The sequence below is a fragment of the Thermophagus sp. OGC60D27 genome (genome assembly GCF_052400625.1).
Classification (GTDB): Bacteria; Bacteroidota; Bacteroidia; order Bacteroidales; family Marinilabiliaceae; genus Thermophagus.
On the sequence record NZ_JBQTGH010000011.1, the window covers coordinates 135,865 to 151,632 of the forward strand.

The 15,768-nt window shown below is 41.7% G+C and carries 11 protein-coding genes; 7 read left to right on the top strand and 4 right to left on the bottom strand.

What is annotated here, in order from left to right:
* Positions 1 to 119: 119 nt before the first annotated feature.
* Together ACT29H_RS14025 and ACT29H_RS14030 are read right to left on the bottom strand one after the other, a co-directional pair.
* Positions 120 to 566, bottom strand: coding sequence for a hypothetical protein (locus ACT29H_RS14025; RefSeq protein WP_444822271.1), 447 nt, complete (start codon positions 564 to 566; stop codon positions 120 to 122).
* Positions 567 to 738: 172 nt separating this feature from the next.
* Positions 739 to 2,658 (bottom strand): hypothetical protein, encoded by a 1,920-nt coding sequence (locus ACT29H_RS14030; RefSeq protein ID WP_444822272.1) that lies wholly within the window; start codon positions 2,656 to 2,658, stop codon positions 739 to 741.
* A 320-nt stretch (positions 2,659 to 2,978) separates the two neighbouring features.
* Between ACT29H_RS14030 and clpB the strand changes: the two genes are divergently transcribed.
* Complete coding sequence (gene clpB, locus ACT29H_RS14035) at positions 2,979 to 5,564, top strand: ATP-dependent chaperone ClpB (RefSeq protein ID WP_444822273.1); 2,586 nt, start codon at positions 2,979 to 2,981, stop codon at positions 5,562 to 5,564.
* 220 nt (positions 5,565 to 5,784) lie between these two features.
* Here the strand turns inward: clpB and ACT29H_RS14040 are convergent, their stop codons facing one another.
* Both ACT29H_RS14040 and ACT29H_RS14045 read right to left on the bottom strand, forming a co-directional pair.
* Entirely contained in the window at positions 5,785 to 6,105 is a 321-nt protein-coding gene (locus ACT29H_RS14040; RefSeq protein WP_444822274.1) for an STAS domain-containing protein, read from the bottom strand.
* Complete coding sequence (locus ACT29H_RS14045; RefSeq protein ID WP_444822275.1) at positions 6,105 to 6,581, bottom strand: Hpt domain-containing protein; 477 nt, start codon at positions 6,579 to 6,581, stop codon at positions 6,105 to 6,107. Before ACT29H_RS14045 ends, ACT29H_RS14040 begins: the two co-directional genes overlap by 1 nt.
* Positions 6,582 to 6,804: 223 nt before the next feature.
* Here ACT29H_RS14045 and gcvT point away from each other — a divergent pair, with 223 nt between their 5' ends.
* The 6 genes from gcvT to ACT29H_RS14075 all read left to right on the top strand — a co-directional run bounded on the left by gcvT (position 6,805) and on the right by ACT29H_RS14075 (position 15,666).
* Complete coding sequence (gcvT, locus tag ACT29H_RS14050; RefSeq protein WP_444822276.1) at positions 6,805 to 7,896, top strand: glycine cleavage system aminomethyltransferase GcvT; 1,092 nt, start codon at positions 6,805 to 6,807, stop codon at positions 7,894 to 7,896.
* Positions 7,897 to 8,068: 172 nt separating this feature from the next.
* Positions 8,069 to 8,806 carry a 2-phosphosulfolactate phosphatase gene (locus ACT29H_RS14055; protein ID WP_444822277.1) on the top strand — a complete coding sequence of 246 codons (738 nt, stop codon included), beginning with the start codon at positions 8,069 to 8,071 and terminating at the stop codon, positions 8,804 to 8,806.
* A gap of 15 nt (positions 8,807 to 8,821) precedes the next feature.
* Positions 8,822 to 9,814 (top strand): glycosyltransferase, encoded by a 993-nt coding sequence (locus ACT29H_RS14060; RefSeq protein WP_444822278.1) that lies wholly within the window; start codon positions 8,822 to 8,824, stop codon positions 9,812 to 9,814.
* 867 nt (positions 9,815 to 10,681) lie between these two features.
* On the top strand, positions 10,682 to 11,167 hold the full coding sequence (locus ACT29H_RS14065) for a DUF4494 domain-containing protein (protein WP_444822279.1): 486 nt from the start codon (positions 10,682 to 10,684) through the stop codon (positions 11,165 to 11,167).
* 180 nt (positions 11,168 to 11,347) lie between these two features.
* Positions 11,348 to 12,013, top strand: coding sequence for a ferredoxin--NADP reductase (locus ACT29H_RS14070; RefSeq protein ID WP_444822280.1), 666 nt, complete (start codon positions 11,348 to 11,350; stop codon positions 12,011 to 12,013).
* Positions 12,014 to 12,219: 206 nt separating this feature from the next.
* Positions 12,220 to 15,666, top strand: a complete 3,447-nt coding sequence (locus ACT29H_RS14075; protein ID WP_444822281.1) for a hypothetical protein — start codon at positions 12,220 to 12,222, stop codon at positions 15,664 to 15,666.
* Positions 15,667 to 15,768 lie beyond the last annotated feature (102 nt).

Sequence of the window (15,768 nt, forward strand, 5' to 3'; positions counted from 1 at the left end):
TTTCTATAAATCAAAATCTGATTTTTAGATGTTTCTGAATCCAACATTGCTTTTTTACCACCAAAAAGTTGCCTTACTACTCTGAGAAGAATAATTTTTAAGCCTTTATCGATGGTGGATTACAAAGAAGGGTTTCCAAGGCTTTTTACCCCAATAAGGATTACCGCCATGCCTGAATTGCCTTCTCCGGGCATCAGTCCGGCTTCTATCTTACATTCCAGATTTCCCTTCATTTCAAAATCCCAGGACGAGGAGAAGTTATGTCGTGTGGTGGAAAAGAGTAGATTGTTATTGGTATCGTATATTGAAAACCATATTTTTTTGTTGGTCGGTGAACAGGTGACAATTCGATAAATATTTCCCTCGAACAGAGTTGTTCTGAATTCCGCAACTTCAGAACCGGTGAGTAGCGCCTTCATGGGCTGGCTGTTATGAATAAAGCCATCGTCAATTTGCTCCATGCAACCGGAGTAGAAGTGTTGAGATTGGTTGGGCTGACTTAATGCAACTGCGCAAAGAGAAATAATTGTTAGCAATATTAGAGTTGTCGTTTTTCCGGAATTCATGTCGTACTAAAATTCTTTTAAAATGTTGGGTTGTTGGCCCTGACTTTGTTTATAGTCAAAGATATTCAAAAAAATATAATTATTCGATAAATCCTTAAAAATAATTACTTTGTCAAGATTGTTTAGTCGATGTTGTGGAACATTATTAAATATGCAGTGCGAAATTAGAATGTTAATAGTAGGTGGATGACCCGGGCTGGTCAGGAACAAAACTTTTGAAATCTCGTGAGGATTCTCCTGAAATTCGAAAACTAAAGGGTAGTTCCCCTGATGGCACTCTGGGCATTATGGCAAGCATGATTTGTAAGGTGTTGAATACCATGTTGTCATTTCTGATCCTTAATCCACCGCCAAAACTGAAATAGGGCGAGTGACGGAATAGTTGTTTATCGCTCTCTTTTAAAAAGGCAGTGTCGAAAAAGGTAAAAGCTACAAATTTGAACCCCCATGGTTCTATGTTGGTAAAAAATACCTGTTCTGTTTTAAATACTAATTTTTCACTTCCTTTTATGGCCTGGTTAAAGTCAAATCGGCGGAGACCTTCTTCGTCTTCATCAATAAATAGAAATTCTCCCGGCAGCCGTTTGAAACCATTGACATATTGAATTTCCATAAAATGTCTAAACTGGCTGGTGTTGAGGTTGATGAGAGGAGAGATGTATTCGGCCATGAGTTTGATGTGACCTTGTTCCGGCTTGCCGGCTTTAAAATAGGATCCTATATCACCACTAACATACACATATCCTTTAGAGGGAATCAGCGCTTGGCCTCTGGAATGGTGAAACTCAAGGTAATGTCGATTGGATTCATTCCCATTTTGAAAACCATAATTGAAAGATGTTAGAGATCCGAAAGGAACGTCCTCGGTGCGGCCAAAGGAATAGATGAGGTTGTTCTTGTAATAACCCCTTCTGGAGAAAGAAACTCCGCCGAAATAGAATTTTCCTTCAGGCAGGAACTCTTGGTTCTCCACTTGGTTGTACAGTTTTAGGTCGAGGTAGCGCGTCATGATGTAAAAGTTGCTACGAATGGGAAGGGTTGAAGTCCCTAGTAAAAAGGAACGCCCTGCCCAGAAATTTTGTCTTCTGTAATCAAGGGCTGGATCCCATTCCAGTGAGGGATAGTCTTTCAATCCCGGATTGATATAGGAGCGATTGATGGTTGCCCCTCCTGCATACTTTATTTCTGGCAAGACAAAGTTTTTTTCAATGTTTCCGGATACTACCTGGAAATTATTCATTTTGGCGTAATCAATATCAAAATTGAAGTATTGTCCGGGAAAGTTTTCTGCTCCGAAGCGTTCTCTGAAACCCCAGTCTCTTATTTCGGCGGTGGGAGTAACAATGGTGTTGGAAAGGTAGATGCCTCGGCCAAACAGGTTTTTGTTGATCAGTGTAAAAGAGGGTTGTTGTTTTTTTAAACCTAATGAGACAGCCAGGGGATAGCGATCTTGTACATAAACGCTGATGTTAACGGTATTGTTATCACCTGATGATGTCCAGGCAACAATTCTGGTATCATTGATAAAAGAAAGAGCACGTAACAGACGTTCACTGTCTGTAATGTCTGTTTTTTTTAGTGTTTCTCCCGGTTGGAATGTCAGGGTTTTTAAAACTATACCCGGGGCAGTCTCAAATCTTAGTTTGTTTCCCATTTTTATCAGCCACGAATCCGAAACGCTGGATGTGTCGTTAATGGAAGCACCAAATGGAGGAATACTTCGAATGTGAATACACGCAATTTTTTTTCCAATGTGCTGAAAATAGGATGGCTGACGGATGGTGTCCTTAATGGAGTCTAAACTGCTCTTAACAAGCCATTCGTGTAATTTGCGAGAAAAAAAGTTTTTTTCAGATTGATTTTTCAGGATTTCTTCTAGTTTTCGTCCTTCGTTAGTCGTTGTTTTATTTATTGTTTTCGGCGTAATTAACCGGATTATGGTGTCATTCCTGAAAATCGTAATGGTGTCTGATATTTGTGCATAAAAAATACTAGGCCATGAGAAAAGAAACCAAAATAAAAATATTGTCAGGCACCGTATCGGTCTGTTTGGTCCGAAGAGCTTGAGCAATTGTCTGAAATATCCTTTCATTGGCGGGCTATGCATTAATTATTTACCCTTAATATAAGACAAATATTTTTTTTACAATTTTACAGAAATGAGAACAGTGGGATTGTAAAATTGTAAGGTTTGTGAAAACAAGTTTTTACTGTGTGCTATAAGGAAGCCTTCTGTTGGTTAAAAAGGCATCAATAATGGTTTTGACAGGGATTGCTAAAATAGGCATTTTTTAATTTTTTTGTCTTAGCTGAAAATATGACATGTTATTTGAGGCAAAAGCAGTCAATATGACAGTGTTTTAACTTGTGGCAAAAACATTGATGCCCAAAGCGTGAAAAAAGTGAACAACTATGAATCTGGATAAATTTACCATCAAAGCACAGGAAGCTATTCAACAAGCCTTTCAAATAGCTGCAAATCATCAGCATCAATCCATTGAAAATGCCCATCTGCTAAAAGGCATTCAGCAGGCAGAAGAAAACGTTCCCCGATATCTGTTTAACAAATTGGGAGCTGGTTTGGCGTTTTCCGTATTAGATAAAATGTTGGAGTCGTATCCGAAAGTGAGTGGCGGTGAGGCCTACCTGAGTAGGGATGCCAACAACTCATTACAACAGGCCATTCATTTTACCAACGAGATGGGCGATCAATTTACGGGCATCGAACATCTGATCATGGGAATTTTGAGAAGTGGCGGTCAGGTTTCAACAATGTTGAAAGATGCCGGTATTTCAGAAAAAGGGTTGAAACAAGCAATTCTGGAATTACGAAAAGGTCGAAAAGTAGAAAGTCAGACGGCCGAAGAATCCTACAACTCTTTGGGACGTTTCGCCATCGATCTTAATGAAATGGCCCGGACAGGAAAATTAGATCCTGTGATAGGGCGGGACGAGGAAATTAGAAGGATTTTGCAAATTCTGTCGCGGCGAACCAAAAACAATCCGATATTGATAGGAGAACCTGGTGTTGGTAAGACGGCCATTGCAGAAGGGTTGGCTCATCGAATTATCAATGGAGATGTTCCCGAAAATTTGAAAAGCAAGCGTATCTACTCTCTTGATATGGGGGCTTTGATTGCCGGTGCCAAATATAAAGGAGAGTTTGAAGAACGTTTGAAATCGGTGGTGAAAGAGGTGGTGGATAGTGACGGTGAAGTTATTCTGTTTATCGATGAGATTCATACGCTTGTGGGGGCCGGAAAGAGTGAGGGGGCGATGGATGCCGCCAATATTCTTAAGCCTGCACTGGCGCGTGGGGAATTAAGAGCCATTGGTGCGACCACATTGGCAGAGTATCAGAAATATTTTGAAAAGGATAAAGCCCTGGAACGTCGTTTCCAAATTGTAATGGTTGACGAACCTGATGTCGCCTCCGCCATTTCAATTCTTCGAGGATTGAAGGAACGGTATGAAAACCATCATAAAGTACGGATTCGGGATGAAGCCATTCTTGGCGCAGTGGAGTTATCTAAACGATATATCACGGATCGTTTTTTGCCGGATAAAGCCATTGATTTAATTGATGAGGCAGCTTCCAAGCTGCGCCTGGAAATGAATTCGGTGCCGGAAGAAATTGACGAAATAGAACGTAAAATAAAACAGTTAGAGATAGAACGAGAAGCCATCCGTCGCGAAGGTGATCAGAAGAAGGTCGACGATTTAAGTAAAGAAATATCTGACCTGAAAGGGGAAAGAAATTCTTTGCGTGCTCGATGGGAGGAAGAAAGGGGGATTATCGAACAGATTCAAAAAAATAAAGAGCAAATTGAGCAATATAGCTTAGAGGCTAAGCAGGCTGAACGCGAAGGGCTGTATGAAAAGGTCGCAGAGTTGCGTTATGGCAGGATAAAAGAAGCCAATGCATCGATCGAAGCACTTAAGAAAAAGCTGGCAGACCGCCAGGGCGAAAATCCTATGATTAAGCAGGAAGTTGATGCAGAGGATGTCGCTCAAGTTGTAAGCCGATGGACCGGTATTCCTGTGACCCGCATGTTGCAAAGTGAACGCCAGAAATTGTTGAGACTGGAAGATGAATTGCATAAACGGGTGATTGGACAGGAAGAAGCCATCGCTGCAGTGGCAGATGCTGTTCGGAGAAGTAGAGCTGGATTGCAGGATGCCAAACGGCCAATCGGTTCGTTTATTTTTCTGGGGATGACCGGTGTGGGTAAAACTGAGCTGGCACGTGCCTTGGCAGAGTTCCTCTTTAATGATGAGGATTTAATGACGCGGATCGATATGTCTGAATATCAGGAACGACATTCTGTTTCCCGATTGATTGGGGCGCCTCCCGGATATGTGGGATATGATGAGGGTGGCCAATTAACAGAAGCGGTTCGCAGGAAGCCTTACTCTGTGGTTCTGCTTGATGAAATCGAGAAAGCCCATCCCGATGTTTTCAATATTTTGCTGCAGGTGTTGGATGAAGGACGGTTGACCGACAACAAGGGACGTCACGCCGATTTTAAAAATACGATTATTATTATGACCTCCAATGTGGGCTCGCAACTGATACAAAAAAGTTTTGAGCAATCAGGTGCCGAAGGATTTAGTGAAAAAGTTGCCGAAAAAACACGCAATGATGTGATGACACTGTTAAAGCAAACAATCCGTCCTGAATTCTTAAATCGTATTGATGATATAATAATGTTTAAACCGTTGACTCGCGATGAGATTAGTGAGATCGTTAAGTTGCAGTTCGCATTAATTGCAAAACAATTAAAAATGCAGGGAATAAAAATTGAAATGAGTGATTTGGCTGTGAAATTTTTGGCTGATGTTGGTTTTGATCCTTTGTTTGGGGCCAGACCTATTAAGAGGGCCATGCAAAGGTTGGTCCTGAATCATCTGGCAAAAAAAATACTGGCCAACGAGGTGAACCGTGAGAAACCGATATTAGTTGACTTTGACGGCAAACAACTGTTCTTTAAAAATTAATTTATGAGATGAATGGTTTGACGGAAACAGGAATTAAATGGGTGCTTATACTTTTGATAGGACTATCTCCCGGTAATCGTAACGGATCGCGGTAGCCCCATAAAAATAGTAAAGGGATAGACTCCAACCATTTTGGATCTATCCCTTTGCCATGAAATAAAACTTTGTCTGTTAATGAGACAGTGAAATTGGCCAAAAAGACAGTGAATAAAGTGACTGTCTATTCTTTATAGAAATCAAAAACTTTATCCAACTTCATTAACGTTAAAAGGTCCATGACCTCTTTTTGAATATTTGAGAGATAAAAATTGCGATTGTTCTGTCGTGCTGTTTTAAGGGCAGAGATTAAAACTCCAAAGCCCGTACTGTCAATGAATTTAATATTTGAGAGATCCAGAACAAAATTCAAATCTGTTTGGTTAAGTTGTTTGTTTAAAAGTGATTTAACATCCGGGGCAATGGTTGCATTCAAACGATCAGAATGCTGTATGGTGCCAATGAGAATGTTCGCTTTTCGGGTTACTGCAAGTTTTGTCTCCATTATTTCCCAATTTCTAATTTAAGTTCTTCTTCAGCTTTTATTAGTACGTCCTTGAATGTGTTAATGATGACAGCCACGGTGTCAGTGGTTGCATGCGATTTTACCCACAGTTGTCGTTCTTCCTCGTATTCCTGAAGATTTTTTTTTAGTTGATTGGCTGTCTCAACTTCTTTTGTGGTCGGGTTGCTTTTATTTTCAATGTCTCTGACAAATAGTTCTTTGGCAACTAACTCAAGGTTTTTTAGATCACGATTTCCTAATTCTTCCATGCCTAAAGAGAGGACGGATGACTTGGCTTTATGAGCAAGTGCTGCAACATCGAGCCATCGTTTTTCTGAAAATGCCTGATCAAACCCTTTCGTAAATTCAGGTATCTGATCCAAAAAAATAGTTATTAGTTCTGTTATGATGCTTCTGTCACCTTCGGCAATGCTGTCAAGGTAGCTTAAGTTAATACATTCATATTGCTTATGCATAAAAAAATCTTTTTCGGGCTTGAACGGTCAAATTTAATAAAAAAATGAATGAGAATGGAAAATGATAATTACCGTAAATAGGGTAAAATTACAAATAATTATCATTTTTTTGCCTTCTTTTTTATCCTTTATTTGCATAGATGCTGATTCAACAGGAAGCAGGAAGTCTGTTTTTTTGATTTTAGGGCAATGGGATTAACTTTGTGAAAAAAATTTTAAAAAAATGCAGAAAACAGTTTTGAATGAAATACATAAGCAGTTAGGTGCCAGAATGGTGCCTTTTGCCGGCTTTGAAATGCCAGTGGAATACTCAGGAATAACCCATGAACACATGGCTGTTCGGGAAGCAGCCGGTCTGTTCGATGTCTCTCACATGGGGGAGTTTTTAGTTGCGGGGCCTCATGCTTTTGATTTTGTTCAATTCGTTACTTCCAACAATGTGGCGGATCTGCCCGTTGGAAAAGCCCAGTATTCATGTATGCCCAATAATGATGGCGGCATTGTGGATGATCTGATTGTTTATCACCTGGAAGAAGATAAGTATATGTTGGTTGTTAATGCCGCAAATATGGACAAAGACTGGGATTGGTGTATGAAGAACAATCACGTGGGGGCGGAATTGGAAAATAGGAGTCATCAAATTTCTTTATTGGCGGTTCAGGGGCCTAAAGCACTTGAAATCATGCAGCCACTGACCTCCGTCGATCTTTCCCGGATTGCCTTTTATTCCTTTACAACGGGGGATTTTGCCGGCGTTGATAATGTCATCATTTCCAATACAGGCTATACCGGTTCCGGAGGATTCGAGCTTTATATCAGCAATGATGCTGCTGTTAAAGTGTGGGAAATCTTGATGAAAGAAGGAGGTGACAAAGGACTGGTACCGGCCGGACTGGGGGCTAGGGATACCCTGCGATTAGAAGCCGGCTTTGCTTTGTATGGAAATGATCTTAATGATAGGACCACGCCAATAGAAGCCGGTTTGAGTTGGATTACTAAGCTGGTGGAGGGAAACGATTTTATTTCCCGACCAATTTTGGAGAAGCAAAAAAATGAAGGGGTCGAAAAAAGATTGAAAGGATTTGTGCTTGAAGATCGGGGAATCCCTCGTAAGGGCTATGAAATAGTGGATGCTTCCGGTAACCTTATTGGAGAAGTAACTTCCGGAACGATGTCGCCCATTTTGAAAAAAGGAATTGGAATGGGATATTTGAACAAAGGATTTTGGGCCATTGATACAGAAATCTTTATCAGGATTCGGAATCGTGATTTGAAAGCCAGAGTCGTTAAGCCTCCTTTTGTTAAATTGAAATAGCTTTCTCACACCTTGTTGATTTTTGAGTTGGCGGCCTAAGTGAATTCCTGAATTCAGAAAATCTTTTAGGTCGCTGAAGGACTCATGTATGTGCTTATTTTCAGGTTTATATCACACTTAAATTGATGCCCGAATCGTAGATTGAGTGGCAGTATCTCAAATAATTTTAAGGATGAAGTGTAATTTGGAAGTTTGTTTTTCTCCCGCCTTATATGATTTATACCACCATCCCCGATCAATAGTTGTTGTTATCGATGTATTGAGGGCAACCTCCGCCATTTGTACGGCGTTTATGAATGGGGCCCAGCATGTTATTCCGGTTGGGGATTTGGAAGAAGCCAAAGAATGGAAAGCCAAAGGCCATTTAGTGGCTGCCGAACGCGATGGTTTGGTGCTCGATTTCGCAGATTTCGGAAATTCACCTTTTAATTTCACCCCGGAACGGGTTCAACACCATGATATCGTATACAGTACCACGAATGGTACACGTGCCATTCATAAAGCGGCCGGGGCAGATGCGGTTGCCATCGGATCTTATCTGAATTTGTCCGCTCTTTCTTACTGGTTGCAAAAGCAGAACAAAGATGTAGTTTTGTTGTGTGCGGCATGGAAAAATAAATTCAGTCTGGAAGATGCCCTCTTTGCAGGGGCTTTATCGAAGAAATTGCTGGATTCCGGTTTGTTTACGACCATTTGTGATTCGGTACATGCCGCTTTGGATCTCTGGAGTTCTGCCCAACCGGATATTTATAAATATATTATGAAGGCTGCTCAGAAACAGAGACTCGCCAAAAATGGATTGGATGATGTTATTGAGTTTTGTCATACCCCCGATCAGACGACCATTGTGCCTGTTCTAAAAGGCGACCGTTTGATCGGCGAAACTGTCGGGAAGATTTGTTATCTTTGACAAAAACAATCAACAATGCCATTCATTTCTTTTGTTATACCAGTGTATAATCGTCCCCAAGAGATTGACGAATTGCTGGAATCATTTTCTCATCAAACATCCAAAGATTTTGAAATTATCGTTGTTGAAGATGGTTCCTCTTTGTCGTCACAGGATATCGTGGACGAATGGGCAAAGTCTTTATCTGTCCGTTACATTTTTCAAAAGAATGCCGGCCCGGGGCCAGCCAGAAATTACGGTGCCAGCGAAGCCGTAGGCCAATGGCTGATTTTTCTGGATTCCGATTGTTTATTGCCGCACGATTATACGGAAAAAGTCATGGCTCTGATTAAAGAGGCGGCTTTTGATTGCTTTGGAGGTCCTGACCGGCCGCATGAAGATTTTAATGCCACTCAAAAAGCGATCGGACATACCATGAGTAGCTTCCTTACAACGGGTGGAATTCGTGGCGGTAAGGAAAAAGCCGATCGATTCTATCCACGAAGCTTTAATCTTGGGGTCAAAAATAATGTCTTTCATGCCGTCAACGGGTTTACCACTATGCGGTTTGGTGAAGATATTGACTTTAGCATGCGACTTTTGGAAGCAGGTTATAAAACGATGTTGCTTTCTGATGCATGGATCTGGCATAAGCGACGCAATAATTTTCGCTCATTTTTTAAACAGGTATTTAATTCCGGAGTGGCGCGCATTAATCTGGAAACACGCCATCCGGGAACCACCAAGATGGTTCATCTGCTGCCCAGTTGCTTCGCGGTGGCTTATCCTTTGGCAATTATTCTCGCCTTTTTCTTTCCTGTCTTTTTTGTTTTTTTGGTGATTCCGCCGTTAGTTGTTTTTTTTGATGCACTGATTACTCTTAAACAATTAAAACCGGCCATACTAGCCATCCCCGCATTTTTTACTCAAATGTTCGGATATGGGACGGGCTATTTGTATGCATGGGTTAAACGGAAGATCTTTAAAGAACGAGAATTTAATGCCTTTGAGGATAGTTTTTATAAATAATTGATCGGGTGTGGTGGCCCATTGACAAGGGCAGGGAGTGTTCATCAAACTGTGTCCTGATTCTTTTTTTTCTAAAGACACAGTTCCGTGAATATTCTCAATATTCTCCTTCTGGAAGCCATTACATCGCTGCATGAAGGTTTCAAATCGTTCTGGAAGCCATTACAACGCTGCATGAAGGTTTCAAATCGTTCTGGAAGCCATTACAACGCTGCATGAAGGTTTCCAATCGTTCTGGAAGCCATTACATCGCTGCATGAAGGTTTCAAATCGTTCTGGAAGCCATTACATCGCTGCATGAAGGTTTCAAATCACTCTGGAAGCCATTGCAACGCTGCATGAAGGTTTCAAATCGTTCTGGAAGCCATTGCATCGCTGCATGAAGGTTTCCAATCGTTCTGGAAGCCATTACATCGCTGCATGAAGGTTTCGAATCGGTGCGGAAGCCATTACATCACTGCATGAAGGTTTCGGCAGATGCCTGACCATTTCGGTTCTACAATAAAACTTTTTTGAACTTCAGCATGCTTTCCCGGTGTGGTACTTTTGGATTGGAAATGGCTTTAACAGCCTGGCCGAAGCAGATGCGCGCCATTCATGCATATGTTTTTCTGATTTATTAAAGAACTTTTTATTTTTTAATGGGTATTGATATTCAGCGAGATAAGGGGTGGTGGCATCACGTTGCCATCGCGTGTTTCTCCATAATTTTTGTATTTTTACGTCCAATTAAACATTGGCTTGAATGATAAGTTTGTTTTTTTTATATGCCTCGAAAAAAACTCTTTTCGGGGCATTTTTAAAGCTTTAATGTTTAATTGTCAGAGGAATAAACGGATATTTAACGATTAAAGTAAACTTAAAAAAATGTTACACACTTGGTTTGAGTGCAAGGTCAAATATGTCAAAGTGGATGAAAATTCAGGTAAGGAAAAGAAAGTGACGGAGCCATATCTGGTGGATGCTGTGTCGTTTACTGAGGCAGAGAAGAGGATCTATGAAGAGATGCAAACAATGATACGAGGCGACTTTCAGGTTACCAATATACGGAAATCCGATTATGCGGATTTATTTCCAAATTTTCCGGGTGACAGATGGTATAAGTGCAAGGTGAGCCATTTGTCCATCGATGAGAGCGCTCAAAAAGAAAAAAAAGTTACCAGCCACATGTTGGTGATGGCCGACAATGTGCGAGATGCTTATGATCATCTGATGGAAGGTCTGTCGGATATGGTTGTCGACTTTCAGGTGGTGAGTATAACAGAGAGTCCGCTGATGGATGTTTTTCCTTATGAGGCGGATGGCGCCTTCGTGGAAAAGAATGATGCCGAAAAGGAAGATGCCGAGCTTTGATCATCGGCCTTTATGCCGTACCTTTTGATGTGGGAGGGTTGTGCTTCAACGGTTACAGACATTTGGCCTTGGGTTGAATATTATAATTGTCTTTAGAAATTGCCACATTGGACAAACTTCTTTTTGTTTATTTTGTTAAATATGTTGTGCTGATTCAAAAGAAGCTTTATTCATCCGTATATGATCAAACGAAAACAAAAAGAACTCTTTCCGGTTAAAGTTGTAAGCAACAGTGAAATAGCGCTCGGTTTTTTTTCCTTGGAGACAGAGCGGAAATTTGATTTTGTTCCCGGGCAGGTGGTGGCAGTGGCCTTAAATAATCATGAAGAGCCACGGTTGTATAGTATTGCCAGTGGCAACGGAAAAGAATACCTCAGGCTGCTGTTCGACGTCAATCCTGAGGGGTTGTTAACGCCCAGGATGGCTCGCCTTTCAAAGGGAGATGAATTATTCATGTCTGAGCCTTTTGGGCGTTTTCTGGGTTCCAGTGATCCTGCCTGGTGGATAGCCACCGGCACCGGCATAGCACCTTTTATCAGCATGGCCGAGTCGGGTATGGCGATTAATAAAAAACTCATCCATGGTGCCAAGACACCCGGTGAATTTTTGTTCGCAGATATGTTTATCCGGAAAATGGGAGATAATTATCTTCGGTTTGCCACTCGGGAAAGCGGTCCGGGGATCTATCGTGGCCGCTTGACTCATTGGTTGAAGGAAGCAACCAATTTACCGAAAGAGATTAAATATTTCCTTTGTGGGAATGCGAATATGGTGGTTGAAGTTCGGGATATTTTGGTCAGAAAGGGTGTTGAAATAGACCATGTGATCGCCGAAATCTATTTTTGAGTTTTTCTGATGAACCGGATAGGAATTTCATATTCAACGTGAACAATGATGGGGGGTGTGAGCTTTTGTGCGAGGGCGCGTTGTCGGAGGTTGGCGTTTGGGAAATTATAAATTAAATTATTTTAATTTTGAGGAGGTGGCAAGTATTGAATTATTTCCCGCAAAGCCTTATATTTTCGAAGATAAAAAAACAAAATAACAATGTTATGGATCTGAAAAAATCATTCGGAATTTCGGACAGCGGGACCAATGTGACGCCTAAGCCCAAACGACTCATCGAATATATCAACCTCAAACTGGCTGCAATGGGGCAGCCCGGTTATCGTTCCGACTCCAAAATGGGGTTTCTGGAACTGGCCAATGATCTGATAAAAAATTATAAAGAGAAGAGCCGATTATTAACCTCCTATCTTTGTCCTGCCGATCAACGCATTCAGGATTTTTTAGATCAATATCTGGCGGAATATAAGAACGATTTAAATTTCCGCTTACCCGTTGATACTTTTATTGTGGATTACCATGGTGTGGCGCGAGCGTTGTCTCTGCCGCCGGATCAACCTTCTTTTAAGTCAGATATTATCCAAAGTTATCGTCTGAAACAGGGGATCCTTAATAATCCGAAGAGCGACAGAAGAACGACCAAAGGGGTTTTTCATGTGGTAGAGGGGGGGTTGCCTATCCCGTATGATAAAAAGGCAGTGCCCAAAATCACTTTTGCAAAGCTATTACAAGAGGCTCTGAACCCGCCACACGAATTGATGCAGCTACCTTTTACCGCCACGCAGCCGGAGAAAGCGGCTGCTTTTGTTTCCCTTCTTCTAAAACCAGTGGTGGAACCGTGTATCGGCGGGTGTAAAGAACGAAGAATGGAAATCCGTTTCTTTGCGCCCGGAAACCTGGTGAGTAATTTGGATTTTGTTGAGTCGATCTTTGGGAATGCGGGAGATCCTTATTTGCCGGAAAATGATTCTGCTTTGGATGTCGATGGATGGACCGGCCATACCGGTTGTGTAATCCTGGCGCCTCATCTTACTTCTTTGAAAAAGAAAGATCTGGGGCTTCTTCATATCAGCCAGGCAACCGAAAAACAAAAGAGTGATGGCATGTGCTGGGAAGATGAAAATGAATTGTATAATGATGGTGGCGCCTTTAAAGTAACTGCCCGTACCTCTGATGGGGTTATCGTAACCCTGATAGCAGACAATTATTACGGTTATTCAAAGAAAGAAGTAAAGACTCAGATCAGCTATGCGGCCAATCTTCTTGGCAATGTAGAGGAAGAACATGCCGGAGGGGCAATAGCTTTTCCAGCCTATAATCTGGGCGATGAGTTCTCTGATCGCAGTCAGTTTGAAGGCAATGATCTTTCCTTTGATGAAATGGTAAAGACCTACCGTGAGATCATGGAGGTTAAGCCGGAAGGGTATGCCATCGATAAAAAATATCCTGATATTATTTATGTTCCTGAAAATGCCGCTTTCAGCCTTATTGATCAGAGAGTAACATGGATTAAAGATAATAAGGAACAGAGCATTCGGCTCAATCCGAAATATACCTATATGCTTCCGGCCGGATACAAAGTGAGGATGAATAAAAATCCGTATGTGCCTTCCTGGCGACTGATAGGCTCGGTGGCCGAAGGGACTTTTTGTCATAAACCCTGCACCGTATCGGGTGGTGGAAAATCGGAGATCTCCAAATCCATTGAAGATGCCATCATTTATGGTCCTTTCTTTACCGCGGATTTTGAAAATGATTTCAAAAAAGTGGAAGAGATTATCAATAAGGATTATTCCGGCGTTTATCTGGAGCATATAAAAACCGATCGTAACAGACCACTATTAAGTCCCAAACGCTCATTAGGTTCTGTTATTAAGCTGTTGACGCCGGCCGAAAATCGCTATCAACCCGAGTATAATGAATGGTTGAGACAAATCCCTCATCATATTAAGGGGTTGGTCTACATCGTGAAACGGTTTTATAAGCCGGAATGGGGGAATAACTGGAAGAAATTTTTCTCGGTAGATATTATTGATGGGCGGTACGGGAATGAACTGAAATTCAAAAACCGAAAACTTGTGGCCAGTTACCTTAGAGTGGGTCTCACCGGCGACGGCGCCTGGAGAACCTTTAAACTAAGGCAGGACTTTATTGCTTCCGATAAATTACAAATGGAAGATGACATAACGACGTCAACAGTCATTCCAAGATCAAAATTGCAGTATCTTTCACCCAACTTCTTTCACCCGGCCGCCAAGTTCACTTATAATTGTGAATATCGTTTTTTCCAGAGGCCGGATGAGGCGATTCATAGAGGATATGATAAACAGGCGGAAAAGGATCTGGCGACCCCATTTACCTTTATTTCCAATTTTGAACCGCTAACGATTGAGGATGCTAAGGAGATAATGGATAATGCCATTGAATTTGACAGGTATACCAATCCGATGAAAGATTTAATCCGGGAGGTGGTCAAAGAGAAAGACTTTACCTATTTTGTATCCTCATCGCATCCCCGTATTGTAGATGGAAAACCGTCGGCCAATGTTCGCTATCTCCAAAATCGACCCGATCTCACCAAACAGCGGGAAAAGTATATTGCGGAAATGGGAACCCGATTGTATCGGAAAATTCCGCTTGAGAAGCCGGTATTGTACCCGGTAAATGCCGTTTTGGCCGGAAGAAGAAATAACCCCTCTCAACCGGGGATTCGTCCTCTGGCGGTGTATAATCCCATTCATTATCAGGAATTGCCGGAATTGTTCATGGATTTTATTTGCAGTCTTACCGGTAAATCACCGTCTACGACAGGTGCCGGATCGGAAGGTGCCCTTACAAAAGCGCCATTTAATGCGTTGAGTCCCATCACCGATCTAAATAATGCGTTGGTCTCATTTATTCTGACGGGATATCCGGGTTTTACCACCGCCGCCGGTTATATCGGCCCGAAATATCGGGTCGACCATGACATAAGTCTTTTGGTGCCGGAAATTTGGAGTCGTCTGTATCCGGAAGAGGCACAACCGGATTTCCTTTTGGAGCATGGATATCTGGAGAAGATGGAGGATTTTCAACATAAAGGACAGCAGGTGCTTGCTTCCCGACTGGGCTATCGAATTACCGCCAAATTTGCCAGAACCTTTTTAGGCCGTATCTTTGAAAATCCCGATTCGGTTTTTAATGAGGAATTGTTGAAGCCTGAAATACAGGATTTGGATGCCTTTGTTGATGGGGTTAATAATATTGTAGAAGCGCATCAACGAATTGCTGAAAGTTATTTTAAGGATGGTAGTATAGAAGGGGCTGTTCCGCCTCTGAAGGCTATCCTGCATATTATGGCTCATGGAAACTATAACGGAAAAGGGATTAATGATCCCGAAATCCGCAAAATGTTTGATCGGGACCATATGATGAGCAGTGATTGGTATCATGCACGTTTAAAAAATAAACAACAAGGAGATGTGGAATTGTGGAAGAGACATTTAAAATATTTGAAGGCATATCTGATCCAAAGACCCAATATTGAGCCGCCGGTCCTTGAGAAGGTTAAAGCCAGTATCCATCTGGCAGAAAAAAATATGGCCAAATTTAAAACTGCGGATTATCTGAAATCGCTGGAAGGTTATATTGGACTCGATTCTTTTGTGAAATAGATCCTCTTTTTTGTAAGTGCTGACTTACAGCTATTAAAGGAAAATAGCCAAACGTGCTGTTTGGATGGTGTTGGTCGTCAGAATAGACCATAACCTTTCCGG

Coding starts and splice junctions, on each gene's coding strand:
- ACT29H_RS14075 (WP_444822281.1), top strand. CDS start 12,220: ATGGATCTGAAAAAATCATTCGGAATTTCGGACAGCGGGACCAATGTG.
- ACT29H_RS14045 (WP_444822275.1), bottom strand. CDS start 6,581: ATGCATAAGCAATATGAATGTATTAACTTAAGCTACCTTGACAGCATT.
- ACT29H_RS14025 (WP_444822271.1), bottom strand. CDS start 566: ATGAATTCCGGAAAAACGACAACTCTAATATTGCTAACAATTATTTCT.
- ACT29H_RS14060 (WP_444822278.1), top strand. CDS start 8,822: ATGCCATTCATTTCTTTTGTTATACCAGTGTATAATCGTCCCCAAGAG.
- ACT29H_RS14070 (WP_444822280.1), top strand. CDS start 11,348: ATGATCAAACGAAAACAAAAAGAACTCTTTCCGGTTAAAGTTGTAAGC.
- ACT29H_RS14030 (WP_444822272.1), bottom strand. CDS start 2,658: ATGAAAGGATATTTCAGACAATTGCTCAAGCTCTTCGGACCAAACAGA.
- clpB (WP_444822273.1), top strand. CDS start 2,979: ATGAATCTGGATAAATTTACCATCAAAGCACAGGAAGCTATTCAACAA.
- ACT29H_RS14055 (WP_444822277.1), top strand. CDS start 8,069: ATGAAGTGTAATTTGGAAGTTTGTTTTTCTCCCGCCTTATATGATTTA.
- gcvT (WP_444822276.1), top strand. CDS start 6,805: ATGCAGAAAACAGTTTTGAATGAAATACATAAGCAGTTAGGTGCCAGA.
- ACT29H_RS14065 (WP_444822279.1), top strand. CDS start 10,682: ATGTTACACACTTGGTTTGAGTGCAAGGTCAAATATGTCAAAGTGGAT.
- ACT29H_RS14040 (WP_444822274.1), bottom strand. CDS start 6,105: ATGGAGACAAAACTTGCAGTAACCCGAAAAGCGAACATTCTCATTGGC.